The following is a 25747-nucleotide window of genomic DNA, read 5'->3' as shown; positions in this document are numbered from 1 at the left end:
CCTTCTTGAGGGCTCCGCCGATATTCACCACGGCCTCCTGGATTGTACCCGGAGTGGCAATCTCTTCGTTGATCATGTTGCCGTTGAAAGTCTTGGTGTCGCCGTTGTCGGGCAAGAGGGCAACTACTCCGTGGAGCGGTTCGCCGTAGGTCGTCGCATTGCGGCTCACAATGATGCGCCCGTCGTCCCCGATGACCCCGTCGTCGCCTGTGCCACCGCTGATCCAGTCGTTACCGTAGCCGCCGACAAGGTCATCGTCCTGGCCTTCGCCAAAGAGTATGTCAGCGCCAGTCATGCCATAGATTGTGTCGTCGCCGGATTCACCGTGCAGTTCGTCACCCATGCCGCGGTCAATCACGTCATCTCCCCAGACATCGTTGCCACCCTCGTGGTAGTCAAGAAACTCGACCGCGCGGACAACAATGAAGTCGTAGGTTTCGGAATTGTTATCGCTGCCGTAACCCTGCGCGGCCGGACCTTCATAATCGTAGTTGAAATTCAAGTACCCGCCAGTGCTGCGTACGCCGTTTGCATAGACGTCATTCAAGGCCGGATTGTAGGCAGCCACCGGATATCCGCCGAGGGCGCTGTTGAAGGCATCTTCGCCAATGGAGCGCTGTACGCTGTTGACTCCAACCAGGCGGAAGATCTGGCCGTTGTCACCGATCATCACATCGGCGTCATGGGCATGACCGCCCGGAGTGGTGATAATCAGGTCATCCGGCGCACCGATCGGTAAAGCTGGGCTGCGAGCGGTAATGGCATCACCGATGTTGTTCCGTGAAATATCCGTCCCAGCCCCACCGAAGATCAAGTCACTGTCATCGGGACGCATTTCAAATGTAACCAATCCGTACAAGTCGGAGCTGCCACCGATGATGTCGTCCTGTCCGAGGTTGCCGAAGATCACGTCCTTGCCACCGTTGCCTTCAATGTAGTCGTCGCCATCGCTGGCCGACTCAAAGGAAGCATAGACCGTGAGGTCGCCGACGCCGTCAAGCCCGGTGGGCGTGTTGCGGAATGCGTCAAAGGCAGTCGGGGTAGCGCTTTGCTGGAACTGGTCGCCAGCGAAGAGCAACTTGCTCAGGTCGGTGCGAGGATCAATCCCGATCGCGCCGTCGCCCTGGATAATGTCGTCGCCGAGCTGGCCAAAGATTTCATCTTCGTCTGCACCGCCGGCAATGTAGTCATCGCCCCAAACCCGGATGAACGGGTCGTCAGCCTGTTGCTCAATGACATCGTCGTGGTCGAGCAGCTTGATCAGGTACTGGCGATGAATCGGCTGGCCGTAGCTGTTGCCCGGGAGGGCACCGCGCGGATCGACATAGGATGGGTAAAGAATGCTTCCCACACCTTCGACAAGGGCGCGACCATCGTCGATACCGGGAGTAACACCGTAGATATTGGTGCCGGTTAGAGCGCGCATGCGTGGATCAAGATTGTCCGGACGATAGCAAATCTCTGCATTGTCGCCGGCGATGGCATCATTGCCACGTCCACCGTCAAGGCGGTCATCCCCATCCAGCGCACCGGATACATTGCTGCCACCAATCAGGATATCGTCGCCGTCTCCACCGTAGAGGACATCATCGCCCTGCTGACCCATGATAAGGTCCATACCATCCTGACCGTAGACCAAGTCGTTGCCGGTACCCGTGTTGGTATCAAAGTTAATGGCCTCAATGCTAATGGTTCGCAGGCCCGTGTGGAGCTCGAGGAAATCATCACAAACGACCGGAAGGCTGATCTTCGGGATAAAGGATCCTCCCTTGCAGGTGATTTTACCATGATCGCCAAAGACCAGATCATCGCCACCGCCGGCATAGATAATGTCATCACCCGCTCCGCCGAAGAGGACATCATTGAGGTCGCCTGCTATAAGCGTGTCAGCCCCGCCGTCCTCGTCTTCGAAGCCGATGGTCGTGATTTCACAAATAGTGAATTCATGGACTGCAAAAGGAACATCGATTTCGTCTATGAGGTATGCCGTCAGGAGCGCATTGTCGCCGATCAGGATGTCAGCACCCTCGCCTGTGACTACGTTGCCAAAGCCTCCGAAGATTGTGTCGTCTCCGGTGCCGCCAATGACGATGTCGTTGCGGTCGCCGCCGGTAATGATGTCATCCCCGCCAAGGTGCGTGACCGCTTCCAGCGACCAGATCCGGTCGATGTCGCCCGCACGGATCGGGTTGGTGGCGATTCCGGTGGCGAGGGAGTCGGGATTCGGAGCAAGGACAAAGTCGAGGAGACTGACGTCCGGATCAGTGCTCTGGAGAAGTTCCTCTGAGAGGTAATCGACCAGACCGTAATCACCGATGACAATATTGTTGCTGTCCGTTGCAGCTGTGCCCTGAAGGGTCCCGAGGCTGTTGCTGCTGAAAGTGTTGATCACGTCGCTGCCATCGCCGCCAATCAGGATGTCGCGGCCAATACCGCCGGTCATTGTATCGTCACCGTCGATACCGATATCCGGCACAAGGGAAGTGATCAGGGCGTAAGTCAGAGGATGGTCACCTGTTGGACGGGCGGGAGGACCGACGACAAGGTTGAAGTCCGGCTGGCCTCCAATCGTGTGATTCGTCAGCATCAGGATCTGGACCGCGTCGCCAAAGGCGACATTGTCACCGTGGCCGGAGTCGATCATGTCACCGGCTGTACCACCGATCAGAATGTCATCATGGTCGCCTGAATAAATGCTGTCTGCGCCACCGTCAGCGAATGCGATGCTGACAATCTCACCGATCGTAAATTCATGAACGGAGATCTGAACGGCCGGATCGTCAGTTGTCGCGGCTGTGATCTGGCCTGCATCACCAAAGACAATATTCTTGCCGTGGCCGGCATGGATGGCGTCGCCTTCAAGGCCGCCGAGGATGATGTCATTGGCATTACCGGTCGTGATTGTATCAACACCGCCCATATCAGTGGCAATGGACCAGACGCGGTCAATGTCGGTTGGCCGGACTGGATTTGCACCGCTGTTCTGTGCGATTTCCTCAGCGAGATAATCGATCAGGCCGTGGTCACCAAAGACGATGTTGTTGCCGTCAAGAGCGGCTGTTCCGCTGTCACTGGCAAACGTGTTGATTGCGTCATCGCCACCGCCCCCGAATATCATGTCACGGCCAATGCCGGTCGTGATCGTGTCATTACCATTTCCAAATTCGTTAGCCACACCATTGAATGTGCCCCAGTCGATCGAGGTGACGAGGCCAAGTACCTGGACCTGGTAATCGTCGTCGGGTTTCGCTGCGTCCGGATCACCGATCGGCTGGTTAACACCGTTATCGACTCCGAGGATGCGACCGTGGTCGCCAAAGACAATATTCTGTCCGGTGCCGGCGTCGATCGTATCGTCACCCTGCCCGCCGAAAATGATGTCGTCACTCGCGTCGTCGGTAATGCTGTCTGCAGCACCGAGAGCGGCTGCCGTATCAATGCTCTCAACAAGGTCAAGGGTCGTGAGATCAGTATCGGCCAAGTCAAAGTAATCGGCTGCGACGTAGCTCATGTGGCCGTGGTCACCGAAGATCACATCGGAGTCGACCCCACCGTCGATCGTGTCGCTGCCGTTGCCACCAAAGATGCGATCGCGGCCATCGTTGCCGTAAATTGTATCGTCATCACCGTTGGCTGGCTCGACGGTCCGGGCCTCCATGATCTCGCTAACCGTGAGGAGTTTCTCACTGGCCGGGAATTCAACAATGACCGGATTTTCCGTGACGCGGTCAATCGCACCAAAGCGGACACCGCGGGTGAACAGCTCAGCGAGGGAACCCGTACTTGGCGGCACGCGCTGGCCAACAGAACCGTGATCACCGAAGATAATGTCATCACCGGCATCGCCGTAAAGGGTATCCATGCCCGCAACAAGGTCATCCCTTGGCGGGAAAACCGACATGTCCGCGCCGGGGTCGCTGGTGGCAACCAGCAGGGTGCGGGTTATGTGGTCAACATTGAAGCCGGAGTCACCGTAAATGTGGTCAACACCTTCCTGACCATGGATCTCATCGTCGCCTGTGCCACCTGCCAGATGGTCGCCGGCTTGAGAGCCCCAGATCGTGTCGTTACCAGCACCGCCGTAAGCCGTGATGCCAACGGTTACTTGCCCGTTGAGCGGCACCATGTCGGCCACATCAAGGTTGCGGGCATCAATCAAATCATTACCAGCGAAAGCGAACGGGTTGGCACGGCCAAAGAGGAAGAAGTCGTCTGCGGTACCGACCTGGTCAAACCACTTCGGGCCTAGGTCAAGGGAGTCACTGCGGTCTGCCACGCTGGGAATGCCGCCGTACCAGAGGCCTTCCTGTGAAGTATCCCCATAGACGACCAACGGTGATCCGGGACCGCCGCCGCCGTTGATCAGAATTGTGTCTCCACCAATGGGACCGCCAGCCAGCGGGAGATTACCGCCACCGTGGATCACCGTGAGGGAACCATGACGTGCCGGTCCAAGGTTCTGACCGTCAAGGATTTCGTCAGCCTGCAGGAGCGTGCCATCAACCGTGATGTGGTCATTGCCGCTTCCGAGCATGATATTCACCACTTCAATGGAGCTGCGGGTCGCGTTGGTGGACCAATCGCCCGTTGTGGGGTCAATGGATACCTGGCCAAAGCTGATTCCGCCCGGGAAGAGGTTGGGCTCGCCAAAGGCGGTCGCACCGGAGAACTGGAGATCGCCAGCCATGCCAAGACCCGTGAGGCCTGTGGAGGTCAAGCGACCGACCTTGTCCATCTGGCTGGAGTCATCGTAAATGTTCAGGGTATCGACTTGGTCAATCTCCGGTGGCTGGACGCCAATTTCGAGGAGATCCGCGTTCAACTCCTTCGGCAAGAGGATCGCGCTGGTCAGCGAACGATCTGCACCGGTTACCCCACCCTCGACTGCCAGCGGACCGCGTAGTCCAGTGAGCAGATGTGGCCGGGCTGAGAAAATCTTGATGTTCTCGGTTCCTGGAGCCGGCACGTAGCCGGGAACACCGGTTAAGGTGACAAACTGGAATGTCTTCCAGGTCGAGGTGTTGAAAGTGACGGGATCCGGGCTTGCGGCTGTCTGGCCATCGGTCACCACCGAAATGATCACGTCGGCTATCGGGGCGCGAGTCAGGCGGATGGCATAGTTGTCCGTGACGAGCCCATCCTTTGTGACGACCGTATCGCCACCCGATTCAATAACGATGACATTGGATGTCTCGTCATCATACACCTCAACATCAAGATCGCGCTTGACCGAATCATAGCTCGCATCCCGGCCGGCAATCGTGTCAACGATCGCATGTCCAATGATCGAGGTTGCCGGATCCTGACGAATGCCATCGTTGACTGCACCCACCGTCAGGCGCACAGGCGTGTTCCAGTTACCAGAGTCGAAGGTGACCGTTCCAGTGAGTGCATCAAAGCGACTGTCGCCGCTAATGACCAAGCGGCTGTCGAGGGTCAATTGCACCGTGACGGTTCCCGTTGGCATCGTGGCCAACTGGAGATCGTAGGCGTCGGAGAAACCGTCTATTCCCTCAAGGACGATTGTCTGCTCATCGGTTGGTTCTCCAAAAATCGAGTCGACCTCGGTGATGATCAGGCCGGGTTGGTCGTTATCAATGATGGTGACTTCAACATTCCGTACCTTGGCGCGATCGAAGAACAAAATTGTATCGGCCTGGGCGGCGGCAATTGCCGCGTCAGGCGTTTCAATAACAGCGGACACGCTGTGGTTAACAGTGACAACGCGGTCTCCTTCAGCCAACCCGTCATCGGGCGCGTTTATCGAAACTTCCTGGTCAACATCCCAATTGGTTGAGTCGAAGACCAGTACAACAGCCCGGTCGGGAACGGAGGGATCCAGAACGCCGTTGGTCCAGACAGGGCGCGTGAAAGACGGCCCGTCGATAAGTTTATCATCGGAAAGCCAGATGGTGTCACCATTAGGGATCTGGATCTGCTCGTCGCTACTGGAAAGCGCAGCGGAAACGGTGACATAGACGCGTGTACCAACGGCAGGGGCCGTCGCCAGACGGACTGAGTAAGAGTCGAGCAGGCCGTCCTCGCGGACAGTTGTCCCGCTTCCCGATTCAGTGATCACGATGGCACCCTTTGCACCCGAGGCGACGTTGAGGTCAACGCCCGGCGCCAGCAGGGCGGCGTAGACTGGATCAAGCGAGCTGATGTCATGGTTGACGACAGCGCTGCGACCTTCGAGCTCCTGGGTCTGGATGGTGTCTGCTACGTCACCGGCGACGTTGATTGAATCACTGCCCAGTCCTCCGATGATACGGGTAGCAACACCGTATGGCGTGCTCAGGACATAGAAGTCATCGTCGCCCTCAAGGCCATCAATCTCCAGCACCTCGATATTCTCGAAGCGGACATTGACCCCACCACCGAAGACACCGTCTTTGGTGATGACAAAGTTATCGGCAAATTCCGTCCCGAGAACGACGACCTTGTCGAACCCGGATCCACCATCGATCGAGACCGGAGCATTGATATTGTACTGAATGGTATCGTCGTCATCACCCGGCAGGATGTTTGTCAACTCGGTGGTCGAAAGATCGCCGGTTGTCTTCGGGATGGCGACTCCAGTCACAGGATCGACCTGGATGTCACCGTTGGCATCCGTTTCAGCGAGGGCAAAGGCACGAACGATAAACAGGTCGTTGCCAGCATCACCCTCAAGCCGCAGCTCGGCCTTGTTGCCGTAGACGATAAACGTATCGTTACCGTCACCGCCGGTGGCCACAAGCGGAGCGCTCGGTCCGGTGCTCAGGTAACCGCGGGTCGTCCCGATAGTTTCGAACTCATCAGCGGGACCGACATTCGGATCGGTCCGGTTGGAGCCGTAAATCTGTGCAATCTGGAATTTGTCATGGCCCTGTCCCCCGTCGAGGGTGGTGATCACCGTCGCATCATCGACCGCGAACTGGTCGTTACCGCCCTGGCCGTAGACGGTCATGCGCCCGTTCAGGTTGGCATCGTAGTTGATGCGCTGGACACTTTGTGGCCGGTCACCGACGTTCGCGCTCGGAGTGCGGGTCTCAGCGAGTGTGCCGTGCAGGAGGGCGACAAAGGCAGGCGCCTCTGGCGTTCCCGGCAAGGTATGGTCGATGTAGGCGACTGAGCGCAAGAGGAAGATGTCATCGGTGGCATCCGTCTCGTTATTGGCGCTGCTGTCCAAGCCATAAATTTCCAATGTATCGACACCGTCATCCTTGGCGCCGCTGTCGAGAACATTGATCACGTAGTTGCGCTCGGTCCCGTTGGTCCCGGTTGTCCAGACCACATAGCGGTCCGTGTCAGCTTGGCCATCAAGGGTTAGGGTGTGGTCGCTGTCCACCGCCATGGTGAGCAGGTTGTTGATCACGAAATTGTCCTCGCCGTCGTCAACGTAGGTCGTCGGGCGAGTCAGATCACCGGTAGCATACTGGCTACCGTAGGCTATTGTCCGTGCCCCAAGGGCTGAACCGTCAAAGAGGAAGGTATCGACATCGCTGTGGCCGAAGAATTCGGAGTAGTCGGTGGGATCATCACTACCGGTCATCGGCGGTTGATAAAGGCCGCCAACGCGACCAAGGATCGTCACATTTGTCCCATAATTCGGGTCGGCATTGACCGGGTTCGGCTTGTCCAAACCACTTTCGCGCAGACGATCAACATCTCCCCGGATCTGGATCATGCCACCGGCGATGATCTGGCTGTTCAGCACAGTGGAAATGTTATCACCAATCCAAAGGTTGATCGAACCGGCGGCAAGGATCTCACCGATTGTTACAGGTGTACGCCCACCCTCTGAAAGGAGTTTGCTGCCGGCGGGTTGACCGGGAAGCAAATTCAAATTCTCAACCGGCACCGCGGAGGTGTCGGGGACCGTCAAACGCAGGTCACCCAGGCTGTTATCCTTACCGAAGGCCTTGAGTCCGAGAACATCGATATGCAGGTGGGATTCGGTCAAGTAGAGGTTGTAGTCCGCCTCAGCGTAGACACGGCCACCTGAGACCGGACCAGCAGCGGAAGTTGAAGAGTCGATATCAAGATCGTCACCAGGCGTTCCGATGCTGCCGCCGTTGGCATCCAGATCAATATCCCTTGCGCTGATGTTTGGCGTATCGCGAAGAACGCTGTCAATGTCCGGCGCGGTTAGCGGATTCGCATCAAGGATCGAACCATTGCTAGTGGTGATGTGCGCGTTGCCGGTTTTGGAGACGATCGTATTTACACGAAGATCACCGGCGGTCTCATTGATGAAGATGCTGCCGACCGCATCGGCTGTGAGGGCCCCGAGAGCGCCGCCATCAAGGAGGTTTGTCTCGAGGAAATTCGGTTCGGTCCCAATCGTTCCACCCAGGGCATGCAATGTGATGTTGATGCCCGTGACATCGACTGTGGCCAGTGCATTCGCGTCGATGATGCTAGCAGGCGAAGTCAGCGTCACATTGTTCGCAGTGGACTGGATATGCCCCACCCGCATGTCATCGTTCTGCTCGGTCAGGATTACAAAGCCGTTGGTCAGGACGTTGATGTGACCCGTATCGAGTATCTCGGTGATACCAGTGACATTTACCTGAACAGCAGCAGGTGATGAATTCTGTGTAGTGACATTTACATTACCTGTAGCCCCATCGGCGACCAAGCCGGCACTGCCGTCAACCGGATTCACAAAATTGTAGGTGGCGTTGATTGGTACGGATGAATTCAAAAAGAGGAAGAACCCAACACCGTAAGGAATCTGCGGTAGCGGATTCGGATCGGGCCAGAAGCGGTTGCTATAGGGGTTGTTGCCTGTCGGCGCCGGCCCCGAAGAAGCATTCACCCGGACGCTGCCAGCGGTTCCGTTGGATACGTCGAGCGTTGCCGACTGAAGAATGAGGTCACTGCTGCCAAGCCCTGTCAGCCCGGCACGGATCAAGTCGATGTTAAAGACGTGCGGATTGGGCGTCCCGGCAGCCGGATCACGCAAGCGGCCCATCAAATCGATGTAGTTATCGAGGCCAGCCTGTGCAGCCAGACGAATACCATCCGTAATTGGCAAGGAGATGGATCCGCGGGTTATGGAGTGGCCTCCTGTCGTCAGATTTGCGGGATTAATCGCGATGGCTGTTCCATTGAAGGCGTCCGAAACCGAAGATGCCAAGCCGATGCGCAGGTTATCGAGGCGGATCACATAGTAAGTTGCATTGGGGACCAGGTTGCCCAAGGCGGTTGCTCCGCTCCCTACGCGGTAAACAACGGCATCCCCTGTCTCAAGCTGATGAGCACTATCAAAGACGACGAGCGGCCCTTGAACGATATCAACCGGAAGGTGATTCATAGCACCGGGAGCCTGCGTGTTGTAACCAATTGTCCCAAGAGGCGCATCGAGCTGCAGGTTGGCGGTGCGGATCAAGGTCATACCTCCGCGTACAGAACCGGCAATAATATCACCCGTGGCCGCACTGATACGGGTTGTTCCAATCGGATTCTCGATCTTCCCGGCGAGGAGAATGTCCGGTGCTCCACTTGTCGTGGTATTCTCGATCACAATGGAGGTCGGACTCACGACACGGCGCAGGTTGAAGGTCAGGTCAACTTTGTCACCCTGCAAGTCGACTAGCGGATCGCTGGCGATACCAACAGAGATATTGTTTATAACCAAGTCGAGGGTCGACTTGTTGATGATCGTAATTCCGGCAAATGTGTCGGCAAACTGCATCAGCGAGCGCAGGTTGGTGCCGTCGGGGCTGTCCGCGATGTCGTTGGTAATCGTATCGGAGATGAAGCGCACGATTCCACCAATAATGTCATTGATATTGGTCAGGTTACTGTTGTCGCCGATATCACCGATGATTACCTTGCCCGCCTGGCTGAAATCCACGGATGCTCCAATGGCCTTTTCGATTGACCCGTCAGCAGCTATGATCACTTCGGGGCCCGGACCAGCAAACACTTCGACATCCGCATCCCATTCGATGGATCGCGTATGGGATTTGATGTTATTAATCGTCGCGGTGGTTGTCTGGACAAGTAGTGCGGGACCTCCATTGGAGGGGGGTGCTGTTTCAAGACGCGCACCGTCCTTGGATTCCACAAGCTCGGTCAGCTCCGTGTTGTTGCCACCCCTAAAGATCGGGATTGGAATAAAGGCAATGGGGACAGGACTTCTATCGTAAGCGACGGTGACATTGTTGTGGAATGCCCCGATGTCGATGCCACGCTTTGCCTTCACCCGCACATCCGGGGCGATTTTAACCTCAACGGTCGACGGGGCATCAATGTTGGAATTGGTAATCGCCACCGCGACAAAACCTGCTGCCAGGGCACGGGTCCGCGCGCTGAGGTCCATTTTGGAGACTTGTGCGTTCAGGTTGACCGTGTCCGCCTCGATGCGGGCGCTTTGTTCCAGAAGGGTGAATGTTCCGAAGCCGTCTGCGCTGTCGCTGTTGACCGTAAGGAAAGCCTTCGAGTTGGAACCTGCGCCCAATCCGCCGCCTTCCGTATTGGTATAGACATCCAGATCAAAAGCCGAATCGGAGAGGATGGAAACATTGCCGCCGGATATCAAAGTCACACCGTCATCAGTCAGATAGGCCTTGCTTGTGTTGTTCACGTTGATACTGGCCTGCGCATCAATGGCTGAAATGGCACCGCCACCGACATCACTCATGTAGGCGGAACCGTTACTGAAAGTCTTAGAGCGAACGGTAATATTGCCACCGGCTTCAACAAGTGTCCCGGCAATCCATGCCTGCGCGTCGTTGGTGATGTTGAGCACCGACCTTGGCACGGAAACATTCAAGAGGAGGCCGACTCCAACAATGTCTGTTGTCGAGCTGGACTGGCCATCGCCTGGAGGTGGGGAAAGTGAACGCAAGGAAATGCCACCTGGCCCAAGCAACTTGTGCTGGTCCCCTGCCGGTAACGGCCCGCTGAAGTCAAGCCATAGCTGCTGACTGCCGCTGGATGGAGTGAGCTCAATGCCAGCCAATTCAAATCCATGCTGACCACTGCGACTGATGTCGCTCACGTTCAGCACGGTGGTGCTACCTTGAGAGGCTGCCAACTGAAATTTACTCCCATCGCTGTTGATGACGTAGTAGGTACGTCCAGAAGTGAGATTGCCGAGGGGACCGCGAATCAGGCTGTGCTGTACGGTTTGACCATTTGCCGACTTGTCAGGAGACAGGGCAATTGCGGCGCCCCTGAGCACAGCGGCCTTGTTGGCTTCGTCTGCCAGGACATCACCCGCAAAGAAGAGAGTGCTTCCCGAGACAGCCTGAATGGTGAGGGTCTTGTTGTTATTGGCTGTTTTCGTAATGACGATCTGCTGGCCCGGAGCGAATCCGGCACTGGACCAGCTGCCGCCATCATTGCGGACAATCCTGTCTGGGGCATCGTCAATCTGGTTGAAGGTCACGTCACCGAGAGATACATAGCTTGGCAGCAACTGGATCTTGTTTCCGTCAACCTGCAGGCTGTAGTAGGTGCTTCCACTGGATAAGCCGCCGATTGAGCCCTGGGATGAAAGATAAGTAAGCCGGGTTCCCGTGGTGATACTTTCGTCCAGGTAAATGCTGTTGTTGTCAACGGGCTTTAGCGGGAGTGCTTTGTTATTGATAATATTGTCTTCGGATTCCTCATCCCCGTCGGTATCAACTTGGACGGTACCAAAAATAATCGGTTCCGGAGCATAGTAGGTGACGGCCTGTCCGTTGGTAAAGTCGCCGATATTGATGAAATTGTCGTCGGTGACGACTCCCTCGGATTCTGGAGTTGACGGGTCAAAGCTGCTGGGATTTTCTATGGCCTGCGCCCTGCTGGTGAAGAGCTTGATGGTATTCTCATCAACGACCCGCACGTAGTAAGTCCCGGAAGTAGACAATGTCGCCGGGTTCAAGCTGTCCGTGCTGCCATTTGAATACTTGACGGCGTCGCCTGTCTGGAAGAGATGCGATGAATTGAAACGGATTGAGTCAGTCAGGGGATTTACTGCGGTGTCGGCAGCAAATGAGGCTCCCAGCTTGATCCTGTTACCATCGACAACAAGAACCCGATAGGTGCGGTCCTCAAGAGGCAGGGAGCCGGATACGCTATCATCACTCTCATAAGTCACACGGTTGCCCGTGAGGAGGCCATGCGAAGTGAAAGTAATTGTGTCCGCATTCACATCGACATCAGTCAACGGAGTAAAGAAGTCGTCAAGGTCCCCGACCGAGGCTTCTGTCTCCGCGAGGATTTCAGCAACGACGGAAATATTCCCCTCTGCCGAGACCGTCGTATTGTCTCCAATAAAACTGTGGACAGTCGGACTAACGGTGGAAGTAGGCTTGATATCCCCGATGCTGATACCGCCCACTGAGACAGCCTGCGTGGAGGCGTTGCCCGTAGCGCGGGTTGATTCAGCGATAATCGAAATATTTCCGCCGGCATCGACGGAAGAGTTGTTCCCAACTGTCGCAGTGATCCGAGGTTGGACCGTGACCTCTGAATTAAGTATCGTACCCGAGATAAGTCCCCCGGCGCCCAGAACTGAGTTGGAAGTGCCTTCGTCCGTTTCTGAGGCGGACAACTCAAGATTGTTCAGCATGTCCACATCGGCACCCGACCCGATACTGGCATCCGTGAGCCCGCTGATAAGCGATTCGATCCCAACAGAAGTGAATCCAAGTCCGATGCCTGCCCCGACACCCGTTGAGTCACTGTAAAGGTATTTATTGGCAAAAGCGGAAACGGTCAGGCTGCCTCCATCGACATCCGTTGAGTTACCCAAGTAAGCGCGTGTGTTACCGCTGATGGTTGATGAAACAGAAATAGTCGACACCGCACCACCAATGCCCACCGCGACTCCAAGGGCACGTCCGGAAGCCTGGGAATCACTCCTTGCTGAAATAGAAAGCGGGGTGCTGCCTCCTGAAATACCTCCGCTTGTCGCCACATAGGCTTCCGTGCTCCGGCTAATCGTAGTGTCTGCATTAATGCTGGCTATACCGATCAACCCGACCGAAGCCACATTTGTTGTGGGTGTGGCCGTATTAGTGGCATCGGCAACAAGGAAGAATCCGTTGCCGTTCTCATTTGAGGCCGAAATTGTTGAATCGCCGGATACATAGGCCCGTGTAACCCCTTGGATAGTTGCGTAGGAGGCCATCGCGGAGACACCGAGGAATGATCCGGCGAGGGCCGTCGTGTTGGGATCAGCCGTAGCGATGGAATCGCTTCTTACGGTAATTGAGTTTGAAGGTGCTGCGAGGGTTACCCGGTTAAGATACGCTTCAGTAGTTCCACCAATGGTCAGCCTGGATTCCGAACCGGCGGCTGCCACCCCTGCCCCAACAGCAACAGCAGCGTTCACACTGACAGTATTGACGCTGGGTTGGTAGTCGGAAGTGACCCTAATATCACCGCCATTAGCGGTCACCGAGGATTTGGGAATGGAGGAGGGATTCGTATCCGCGGAACTGCGGATGGAAGAGGAAACGGTATCCGTAATATTATTCTGCGCGAGGGAAATCCCGAGGGCCATGGCGGAGAATCCTCCCGAAAGGGCGACTGACACGATTACCGCGGAAATTGTTGCTGTGTCGTCGGCTTCGACAAAGACGGCACCGGATGACAGCACCCTGGTTGAATCCAGGATGAAGGCGGCGACCGTGTTCGAGATGTTGTTGGTGGAGTTGACGGCCGAGGCACTTGCAGCCCCGCCAAAACCGATTGCTCCTGCGGCAGCGGCCGCAACGGCAACTGAGGAGATAGTGGACACCTCGTTGGCGGCGATGCGGATATTCCCTGAACGTGATTCAACTGATCCCGCATTGGAGATGGATGCCTCAACGGTGTTGCCGATGGAATTATTGGAAATGGTCACGCCGATTGCCACGGAGATGCTGACAAATCCAAATGAGAAGGATACGGCGACGGCAGCTGCTGTTGCCCGGATGGTTGAGTTGTCGTCAGCGGTGATTGAAATGCTGTCCGCGATGATACCGGTTGTTCCGGAACCATCTATGAAACTCAAAGCCTCGAAGCTGATATGGTTTTCCGCAAGGACCCCTGCCCCGCTGGCAGCAAGTCCAAAGCCGGCACCGGCACCGACAGCAACAGCGGCTGCCACAACCACCGAGGCAATTGTCTGGTCTGCATCGGCATCGATGATCAGGTCACCAGTGGCATTCACGCTGGTATTCAAAAGATAAGCAAAGACCCCGCTGTCCGGGATGTCCGTCCCGTCTATATTTTCTCCAATGTAATTTGTGGCGATGGCCACGCCGATTGCCGCGCCCACACCGGAGGAAGCACCCACCCCAACGCCAACCGCAGCACCAACAACGACAGAGCTGATTTCAGCTGTGCTGGAGGCCGCAATCTGAACGTCATTTGCACTAGTGATGGAGCTGCCTTCCGCAAAGGCGCTGGTCGTGCTTGAAATTAGGTTTTGCGCAACGGCGCCCGCTCCGGCGATCCCTATGCCAGCGCCCACACCGGCAATACCAAGGGCCAGGGACGCGGCGGCGGACACCGCATTGATCGAGACCGTGGTGACCGTAAAGTCGCCGGAAAGTGGATCCAGACTGATAATAAAGCTGTTACCATCAGGGGCCAGGAGGACCCAGCTCTGTCCTTCGATGAGGGTCGCAAGGCGGAGGTTATCAACCAGGCGCCATTTTGTCGTATCAAAATAATCCTGAGCCGAAATATCGGTCGTCTGACCACTGCCTTGGTCAGGGCCTACATACCGGTAAATCCGACCTTTCTCACCATTCCGACCGTTGACATTATCATATCCGAAAGCGATTTCGACCGTGTCACCGTTCTTCAGCCGATTGTTGAAGGTGCCGTTGGCATTCTTCTGGTCTGTCCGGTACATGGCCGGCGTCGCAACACTGTCATACAGGGCCAGGAAGGCACTGTTATTCTCAAAGATGTCGCGGAGCTTTTGTTGGATACCGGTACGGCGAATCAAATCCGTTTCGACTTGTGCCGGATCACGGCCCGACTCAGTCGCGTCACTTTCTGCGGCAAAGTCAAGATCGTCAGCGGTCAGGCCAAGAAGGTTGGCAGACTCCTCAGTAAACACTTCGCGCCCGGAGGTCTGCGCAGTGACGACCACGTCGCCCGTGGTGCTCGTCACATTGCTGCCGCGGATAAAGGCGTTGACGTCATTATCAACAGCATTGTAGCCGATGGCGATGCCGATCGAGACAGCGCCGGAAGAATTGATCCCAATGGCTGCGGCCACGGCGATGCCACCTGCGATGGCATTGATCCCGGATGCATCATTTGCGGTAACGGTCACGCTGGCTGCGGAGATTCCGGTTTCACCCACTCCGGAAATGTAGGCATTGACCAGGATCTTGATCAGGTTGATGCTGCCGGAACCGGCTCCGCTGCCGGCCAGGCCGACTGCTCCCCCGCCCACGGCAGCTGCGGCTGCAATGACCAGCGCGTCGATGGTGGCCCGGGATTGGGCGATGACGGAAAGATCGCCAACGGCGGTCACACCTGAATCTAAAATATAGGCTTGGACTTCGGCAGTGCCCGTATCCACAACCTGTTTCCATTGGGTAATGTCGCTGAAATCTTCTTCGGAAAGATCATTGGAATTGATCAGTATCCAATTGTCGTTCGTGGCATATCGCTGAGCTAGGTCAGACAGGGGTCCCGAGACTGTCGGATTGTCACCAACATACTTGTAGATTCCCGGTGCTGTTGTCTTCAGGGCATTGGCTCCCGTGCTCCAATCCACATCGACAAGATTCACAACAGTTGCCCCGGTGGCATCTCGTAGTTGAATCGTGACGGGATTAATGACGACCACTTTGTAGTAGGTATTCTCTACCAATCCGCCTTGATTACCTTCAGTGCTCTCGTAGGTGACAAATTCTCCACCTGAGAATCCGTGTTCCTTTTCAAATTCCAGCGTGTTCGCTGTGGCATTAACAGTCGTTCCAAAATCCAGTTCCTGCAGGATGAAGGAGCCCTCTACCTTGACCAGGTCACCCGTGGAGACGGATGCTGTGTTTGAAGTGGTATAATCCCAGCGGACACGACTTTGTGCGGTCCCGTTTTCATCCAGCCCGATGTATTCATAGAGATCGCCCTTGCGCACGCCTTCAAGCACACGGACGGTATCGCCCGGAGTCAGGACGCGCTGCTCATCTGTGGACTGGAAGGTTTCATCAAAGGAGGAGGCTCCGGGATCCCAACCGATAAAGTTGCGCGCGATGGCCACCCCGATGGAAAAGCCCACACCAGCCAGGCCCGCACCGACCGAAAGGGCAACGCCGATGACCTTCGCCGTGATCTCGCTGTCCATGTCGGAGGTAATCGATACGATCCCGTTACTGAACAGTTCACTGTTCTTAGCATAGGCCTTGGTAGTCGTGAGGATCACGTTGGAAGCACCTGCACCAGCACCGGTCGCGGCAATGCCAAAGACACCAATTCCGACAGCAACCGCGGCCGCAAAAGTGACTGAATTAATTTCCGCGGTTTCCGTTGCCGCGACGATGATTCCCCCTGCCGACTCCGCAGTCACACCGGGCAGGTCAACATTGAGGATAACCGCCTCGACTGAGCTGGTAATTGTGTTGAGGGAAATCGCGATGCCGACTGAGACGGCTACTCCGGCAGCGTTGCCAAATGCGAAGGAAACGGCAGCCGCTCCGGCGAGAGAATTAATGAAAGAGGTATCGTCCGCAGTGACTGTGATGCTGGCCGCTTCAATGCCGGTTGAACCAGTGCCTTCGATACTGCTTTTAACATCCGCACCAATCTTGTTTTCAGCAAAGACGCCCGCACCGGCAACACCCACACCAACAGCGGAAGAGAGTCCAACGGCGACCGCACCGGCGAAGACAATTGAATCAATCTGCTGGCTGGCAAGGGACTTCAGGATGAGATCGCGCGCTGCATCGACGCTGGAATCAACCAACCGGGCACGGACTTGAGCAGCATCCTGTTGTCCCGCAGGGGTCCAGCCGATGAAGTTGCGCGCGACCGAGATACCGATTGAGACCCCGATTCCCGCACCGCTGCCGCCACCAATGGCAACGGCCACGGAAACAACTGTGGAGGAAATAGTCGAGGTGCTGGAGGCGTCGATGATGACATCGCGTGCGCTGACAATGATACTGTCCTGGACGGTTGCATTTACCTTGCTGAGCACAACATTCTGTGAAACAGCCCCGGCGCCCGCAACCGCCACCCCGACTCCGCCAACGCCGACACCAACAGCCAACGAAGCTGCCACGGAAACGGAATTGATGGTGCTGCGGGAGACCCCGATCTTACCGGTGGCCTCATCCAGCTCGAGGACGTAGCTTGTTCCATCCGGAGCAACGACCATCCAGCTCTTGCCCTCCGCAATGATTGAGACTTTAAGGCTTTCGGCTTCTATCCAGCTCGAGGACGAGTAATTTTCCGTGGAAAGGTTCACGTTATCACGGTCATCGCCGAGTGTGTTACCAACGAAAATGTAGACCTTGTCAGAGGAGCTGTCCCCTCCCCCGTTCGCGTAGCCCTCGGGAACTTTCACCGTTGTGCCGAGGACAATGTCCCAAAGTTTGCGGAAGCTGTGATCCTCAAGGCCGCCGGACGGGTTTAGAGGGGTAATGGAAATGACGGTGCCGTTTTCTGCGTCCAGCTCAGATGTGGTCAACTGGATACTTGTGGCATCGACGGCGACGACATAGTAAGTGCCTCCGTTCGTCAGTTCAGGGACAGCTGTTCCGGTGTAGATGACGGCATCTCCTGTTGACAGCCCGTGATCAACAAGGAACTGAATCGTGTTGTTCGTTCCCACACTCGAAAAGTCGACAAGCCCGGAATCCGCTGTCAGGACTGCATCCGTTGCAACCGTTTCCTGTGTAGCGAGATTTTCACTATTGGGGAAAGCATCACGCAGGAGTGCGAGAATCCTCTGGTCATCAATGATGTCTTCACGCTTTTCGTTTATGGCGTCGTCGGAGGGATCGTCGACTGTGTCAGAGGGGTTGAGCGGATCGTTGGGATTATCCTCATCCGCGGTGGAAGCATCGTTGAGATCGTCCTTTGTGACAAAGCCATCCTTGAGGTCAAACAGGCGCCCGCCCTTGGAGGCGGCAAGAACCGTGACATCGCCGGAGGTCGTGGTGACCCCGTTATCGGCGTTCAGGATCCCGGCATCCACGGTGTTGCTGATTTCGTTGAAAGCGAGGGAAAGACCGATTGAGATGGCGACGCCTGCGTTGGAGCCCAGTCCGGCCGAGAGGGCTGCTGCGCCTGCAACGGCGTCAATGACGGATGAATCACCTGCAATGACGCTCACACTGTCCGCGGTTATTCCGGATGCCCCATCGCCATTGATGATCGCATCGACATCCACATTGATTTTGTTCTCCGAGTATACGCCCGCGCCACTGACCCCGACTCCGACGCTGCCAATTCCACCGCCGACACCAACAGCCGCCGCAATCACAACAGCGTTGATCGTTTCGCGGGCATCTGCCGTAATATTCAGTGCGCCCTGGGCAGAGACACTCGAGTCCGTCATTGTCGCCCTCACCTCTGCGGCCTCTGGCGCGACATTCACATGCTTCCATGCACTTGCATCCCGGTATTGCTGAATACTCAGGTCGATCGGCTGGTCACCGGCCGCGCTTGGATCACTGTCGGTAATGGTGGTGTCGCCAATATATTCGTAAACATCACCTGCAAGAGCTCCCTCAGCGATCCGGACAGTCGTACCCGGTGCCAGGGAAGGCAAAAGTGTGGCAACCCGTGTCGCTCCGTTGTCATTCGGATCGTTCGGATCGGGCTCCCTGAAAGTGACATTGTCGTGGGTGGCATCAACCGGATTGCCGTTGGGATCCCATCCAATAAAATTGCGGGCAACCGCGATACCGATGGCCACGCCAACACCCGGTCCGTTTGTTCCGACTCCAACAGCGACCGCGACTCCGGCAACAACCGCATTGATACTGGCTGTGCTGGTGGCCGACAAATCAACATCACCAACCTTGTTGTTGGCGGTGCCAATGTTGCTGTTCTCGATGGTCGCGTTTGTCTGCGAAAGAATAATGTTCGTCGACTCGGATGCCCCGCCGGCAACACCGACGGACTTGCCACCGATGGCAACGGAAACCGCAGCGGCCACAGAGAGAACATCAATCCGGGCATTGTCAGCCGCAAGGACGGCGACATCCCCACTGGTAATGATAGAGGGCACATTCAGAATGCTCGCCGTGGTATTGTTGGAAATCGTGTTGTGTGCGAGTGAAACGCCGATGCTCACGGCAAGACTATTCGCCGAGGAATTACCGGAAACACTGGCTGATCCAGCAATCGACTGGGCCTTGATAGCGGAGGCATCCCGTGCCATCACACTCACCGAAGAGGCAATGACCGGACTGTTTACAATCGACGCCCCAATGGTATTCCGGATTTCGTTGAAACTCAGGGCACCGGTTCCAGTCGCAGCAATCGTCCGGGCGCTTCCACTGATCGCGACGCCCACCGCAAACCCGAAGGCGAGGGAATTGATCTGAGCTTCACTATCCGCTGAAACCTCAAGCGCGCCACCTGATGTAGCGGTTGAATTTCCAATACTGGCAAGTGTTCCGGTCTCAATGTCATTGATGGTGAGCGAGAATCCAAGGGCGGCAGCCGTTGATTCATTCTGGGAATAACTGATGGAAGCGGCCGCTGCACCGGAAACTGCGTCAATGGTCGAATTGTCGGCCGCCTGAACGGTCAGTAGTTGTGGGACAACTACAGTACTGTTTTCGATCGTCGCGGAAGTGTCGCCCGTAATCTCGTTGATCGAGGCTGTTCCGGCACCAGAGCCCGCCGCGCCCTTGCCTTGTGAACCGGAGGCGGCACTGAACGCACCACCGACTGCGTAGGCGCCGATTTCGCGCGCGTTGTCAGCATCGACAAGGAGATCGCCAGTCGTTGCGAGGGCGTCCCATGTTAAGTTTGTGCTCTCGATGAGCGAGGTGGCGCTGGTATCAATCCGGTTGACGGAAATGGCGACACCGGCCGAAGCAGCCGTGGAATTCCCTGAACTGCCCCGTGCAAATGAACCTGATACGCTGCCCGCAATGGCAAAAATCCCGGCAGCGTCCTTAGCGCTGATCCGCACATTGCCCGTATCCAGAGTGGAGGGACTGTTGCGCAAGGTGGCGCTTGTCCCGCCACTGATCGTATTGAGTGAAACCGACCCTGCAACGGCAACGGCTGTTGTATTGCCACTTCCGCTACCTCCAGAAGCCTTGCTGCCAGCACCGCCAGCAGCCAGGGAGAAAATTTTGCCTGAAGATACTGCATCAATGGCGAGAAGCACTTCACCAGTTCCCGTGAGAGACATTGTTGTGTCCTGCACTTCCGCATCGGTGGTTGCCGAAATCTTGTTGTAGCTGAAGGCACCCGCGATGGCAGCTGATGAGTCGCCGCTGTCCACCGACGCCAAAGCCAAGCCACCGGTTGCGGCCACCAGGCCAAGGTCGTTACTTGCCGTGACGCTCACAAAACCCGCCTGCAGCGTGCCAGCGTCTGCAATGAGTGCCAGCGTGGTATCAGTGATCAAATTGACTGAAGCGGCTCCGGCAAGGGCCACACCGGTCTGTGCGCTGTCCGATGCCTGTTGTGTTCCACCAGCCACATCACTCGCTCCTCCAACTGCTTCCGGGGGACCCAGATCGCCAGTCGGATTGACCGTATCGCCCTTATCAGTCTTGCCCGAGCTGTCTCCGTCATCCGGCGAAACCACTGCACCTGCAATGGTGAAGGCCCAGACGTCACCCGCCACGGTTGCCTTTACCTGTACCCCGCCAGTGACATCAATGTTGTTTGTGCCTGAAATGGCAGTGCCAGCGACGGCATCCTCGGTGCCGATGATCGCGCGCGTCTGCCGGTTAATGTTATTAATGGCGACCGAAATGCCAATCCCGAGGGACTCCCCTGCAGCAATGCCTCCTGCCCATGTGGCGGTGGTGCTGAGACCCACCGCGGTAACCCGGGCATCACGGCCCGTGACATTTACACCGCTTCCCAGCATGGCCAAGGTATCGCTATTCTGACCGGAATAAAGAACCGTACCACCAATGGCGAAGGTCTTCCCTTTGGCAAAGGACTGGGCCAGATTGACGTTCAACAGGGCTTCCTTCGCGGTCATGTTAAACCCGCCATCGGCGCCACTGTAGACACTCGCGCCGTCCTTGATGATCGCGTGGGTCGTGTTGGTCTGCGTGCTTATGAAAATTGAGCCACCGGCTCCGCCTTTGCCGCCGTTGACCCCAGTCGGGTCAAGACTGAGTTTTTTCTTTGCCCGGTACTTTTCCTTGAGTTTGGCGTCCTTTGCGCTCGGGCCGATGATCGGTGCCGCATCGATGCTGAATGAGGGCAGCGAGAAGATGCCCGTCATGTTGATCATCTGTTGGATGTTCTTGGCCACGATCGATACGACCTGCTCACCCTTATTGTTGTCCTGCTGCTCCGCCTGGTTGATGTGCGGGTTGCTGCTGTTGGTGCGCCAAGCCAGATCCTGATTGATCTCCACATTGCTCTGGACCACGGCCTCGGAACGGTTTGTGAAAACAAGCACCGAAACGGAACCGGCGATGCCGACTTCTTCAGCAGAGGAAGTGGCCGAGGTCCAAGTGTTGAAGAAAGAGCCCTGCGTCCCGAGATTCAGATTCAGGTACTTGGTAATCGCACCAGCCCCCTCGTCGCGCATGGCGTCCGTCAACTCGCCCCAGGAAAGTGGGACGAAGGTATCCAACCGTTGCTTGATCGGATAATTGACAACGGAAACCACGCGCAAAGCTCGCAGGGCATCCAGTTCGGCGCCATTGTGTACAGTGGCCAGGGCGGTGTTATTGAAAATCGCTACCGCAACCGCAATGCTGGCATTGTTGTCCGCGCTGGAGGTGGCGTTACCGCCGCCCGCCTGCTGCTGTGGCTCGGTGCTGCTCTGTGCACCGACATTGAATTTCTGGGAAATGGTCGCCGTAATCTCAAGGTCTTCGTTCGACTTGAGGACGGCATTGCTGCCAACATCAGCCGTGACCACATGGTCCGTAAAGGTGAAGGACAGCCCGCCTGCAACCGCTAGCGAGTTGCTGGATCCCGACTGGGTCTTGCTCGCATTGTCACGATAGCTCTTGGTCAGGTTCTGGAAAAGTTTATCACCCAAATTCGGAGTGAGATCGTCTATCTTTTCCTTGGCCCCCGCGATCACGCCCTTGGGGTCCTGATCCTCACTCTTTAGCCCTGCCTCAGCAGTGGACTTGTTGTCGGCACCGAGCTGTGCGGAAATACCCAGGCCAGTGGAGAACCCGGAATCAAGGACATGCTTGGCAATCAGTTGATGGCCATCCCCGACTGCTGCACCGATGTCAATGACGACCCCGCCGCCAGCTTCGTTTTCACTTTCGGCAAGCTGAACCACCTGGGTGTCGGCGAAGCGCGAGTCGCCTTGCAGGTTCTGCTCGTCGGTGCTGGTCTTTATATAGTAGGTGCCACCGTCAACCAGTCCGGGAATGGCTCCGCCGGGACCCGCTTTGTAGATGACGGCCTGTCCGTATTCAAAGGTATTGAAAACCGTGGCGCCGTTGCGCTGAAGGGAAATCGTGTTCAGGGCTGCATCGACATCAGCACTGCCAAACGTCAGGGAATTGTTTTCGGCAGCCGGTCCCAATGCGGGATCCAGGTCGATGATATTTCCAGACTCGACACCGGCTGCCGCCCTGAGGACCTGTGTCTCCGTGTCAGCCAACTTGATCCAGCCATCCCCGCTGGTCAGGATGAAATATTCGCGCCCATCGACGAGCCCGCCAATGCTGGTACCACGACGGTTGGTGTACGTAATGGTGTCCTCGGTGGCGAGTGCGTTCGGTCCGACATAAATCCGGTCATTGTCGTAGTCGACAAATCCAATTGGCGGCTCACCGCTGCCATCCCATGTGACCAGCGGATCAATCTCGATCTTAACCGTATAACCCAGATCCGGGTCTGCCCGGGAGATAACGGTGCCGTCAACGAAGGTGCGAATCTCGGCAAAGGAAAAATCAAATCCAAAGGCAAGGCCGGCTGAGCCATCGGCATAAATGGCGGAAGTACCTGTTGCTTCCGAGGAGCTGCTGCCCGCGGCACCAATGTTGGCTGTCAGGGCTGCGTCAATGTATGATCCCGTCGCTACATTGACCAGTGAGGTGGTGTTTGCGTCACTCACCGCCAACGCAATGGCGATTTGTGCATTGCCTGGATTTGGAGTTCCCTCCGACTTGCGCTCAGTTCCCGCACTCATCGAGGCAGTGGAGTTGGCGGTAGAGGCGATAACAACTGCAGCACCGGAGACAATCCTCGTGTTGCCCTCAATGTTTATTCGCGCATCAGCTACCGACCGGGAATAACCAATGCTGAAAATACTTCCGCTGGCGCTTCCTGAGGCATCAGCCGTCGCAATGGCATAAAGTCCGACCGTGGAAGTGCCCTCAATGATGGCACCATCCCGAATAGTGATGGCAGCGGTGGAGTTCTTGACCAGCACCGAGACCGGGAGAGAGACGACTCCATCCAGCTTGCTAACCAGAGGACCGATGACAAAGCTACCGACTTCCTTCGGTGCGCCCAAAGTGTCTGGAAGACTGTTGTCTTCAGCTTGGGCAACCAGATAGATTCCGGCACCCCTCAGTTCAGCCCGCGCCCCAATCTCAATATCAACCGCGCGATTGGTGCCGAAGCCCGGGAGGAGATTCTCCAAATCGGAAATCCCGGTAATCCGCGCACGCAGGACCAGATCACCCGCACCCGTATTGACGACCACATCCGGATTGACCTGGATCATGTCTGCCCAGATGTCCAGGAGACCGCCTTGGGTATTGATACTGCCACTGATTGTGACACTATCAACAAACACATCGTCCACTGGCACTTGAGCCGGTGCTGGATCAAGTGGGTTGACGGCTACGGGCATCTGACTGCCGTAAATCCGCAGGTCGGCACTGAAAGCCGGATCGAGGGACTTCACTTCAATAGTGTCGCTGCCGCCCATGCCGTAGATGGAAAGTGAGTCGGCCGGGTTGGTGAAAGTGATGCCGGGTAAGTAAATCGAGCTGAGAAGGTCGTAGAATCGGGCCCCGAGGAAACGCACCTGCATCTCGCCAGCGGTTGGGGCATTTTCAAGGATGATGCGGTCTGTAAACGCAGTGCCGTAGATAATCTTGTTCAGAGGATCGCCGCCCACCGCCAGATCGACTGGATCAATGCCGGCAAAGTTGACAGTCGTTCCATGGAGCGTGACCGATCCGCTCGAATCAACACTGCCGGGAAGCAGGACGCTGTAGTCGCTAGTGAACGGATCAAATATTTTCACGCTGTCGAAAGTACCCATTCCGCCGTCCACGGTCCCGCTGAGGCTGCCGCCCGTCTCAAAGACAAATTCGTCATTGGCGGTATTGTCGGCACCAGTCAGGTTTTCGAAGTCGAAAAAGGTCAGGCCAGAGAGATTGCCAGTACCAATTCCAAAAACGGTCCAGGTGAAGCTGCCATTATCAGGACCCAGCAGGGTGTCGGTGCCACTACCGCCGACAAATCCCTCAATGCCGACAAAGCTGGCCACGTCGGTCGCGCTGGAACTGGCGAGGTCCACGTTGACGGATGAGGTGCGGGCGGCGAAGGTCAGGAGATCCACTCCCGGCAAAGCAGGCTCGGCATCATCGACGCCGCCATCAATCAGTCCCGAGAGGGAGCCACCATCAGAAAGCTCAAACGCATCATTAGCGCTTCCACCGATCAGGGTGCCGATGTTCGAAAAGGCCACCGTGGTGTTGAGCGTACCGGCATCTGCACCACTCACAACCCAGGTATTGTCCTCATCTGCTCCAAGAAGGGCATTGGTGCCGGCCCCACCGTCGATGCCATTCGCGATCGATCCGGTTGTTCCCAAAACGAAGGCGTCGGCTTCTGTCCCACCCTGTAACTGGGCGATGCCGGTGAAGGAAATTACGAGTCCGTTAAATTCGAGGCTACCCGAATTGGGGCCATCCAATTGCCACTTGGTGTCCAGATCGGGACCCACCAAAATCATGTTCGATCCGGTACCGGTGATCGTGGTCACCGCTTCCGCGGAGGTTCCATTGTCATTGCTGTCGGTGGCTCCCGTGACGGTGACAAGGCCATCGGAATTCACCGTGATTGTGATCGTCGCTCCGCTTGCCGATGACAGGTCGACTACCGACCCGGAGAATGCAATTTGAGCGATCGGGGATTCCGCTAAAACGCCACCCGTGGAGGCTTTTAAGTTCGAGTAACTGGCGAATTGGGGCCGATTTGATTTGGATACGACGAATCCGGAACCGCCTGTTGGATCGGATCCGGAATTGGATAATTCGGCTGAAAGCCACTGGTCAAGCAGGTTCGCGGTGGCTGGGGGGCCGTTTGCTGCCTTGAGGGTGGTCACCAGTTCCTCCGAAAGCCGGTCTTGCTGACCGGTCACGGAGGTGGATTCAAAATTGGTCGGGGATTCGCTGGCCAAGGCAAATTTGTCGATCAAAAGGACCGCTTTTGCGGTGGATTCTTCCTCACCTGAAAGGGAATCATCGTCATCAGTCTGGGCCGGTATGAGGGCTGAATCCTCAACGTCAAACAGCTCGTCTGAGCCATCTGAATCCGTGCTCACAACCTCCATGTCATGCTCGACCTGGATGGCTGAAATCAATTCATCACCATCCCCCAGAAAATCAGTTGCCGCGATGCCAATGCCATCACCGGAAAGCAGGAGCCGGGGCTCCAGCGCTTCCAA

Annotated in this window: 1 protein-coding gene (only partly in view); it reads right to left on the bottom strand. The window is 56.5% G+C overall.

Going from position 1 to position 25747, the window contains the following annotated elements; genetic code table 11:
• A protein-coding gene (locus tag G0Q06_RS00380; RefSeq protein ID WP_163961341.1) for an LEPR-XLL domain-containing protein crosses the window boundary here: on the bottom strand, positions 1-25747 show its 5' portion. It extends 2684 nt beyond the left edge of the window; only the first 25747 of its 28431 coding nucleotides appear in the window; the start codon lies at positions 25745-25747; the stop codon falls past the left edge of the window.

The organism is Oceanipulchritudo coccoides, from assembly GCF_010500615.1.
Lineage (GTDB): Bacteria > Verrucomicrobiota > Verrucomicrobiia > Opitutales > Oceanipulchritudinaceae > Oceanipulchritudo > Oceanipulchritudo coccoides.
This window is presented reverse-complemented; position numbering and strand designations above follow the sequence as displayed.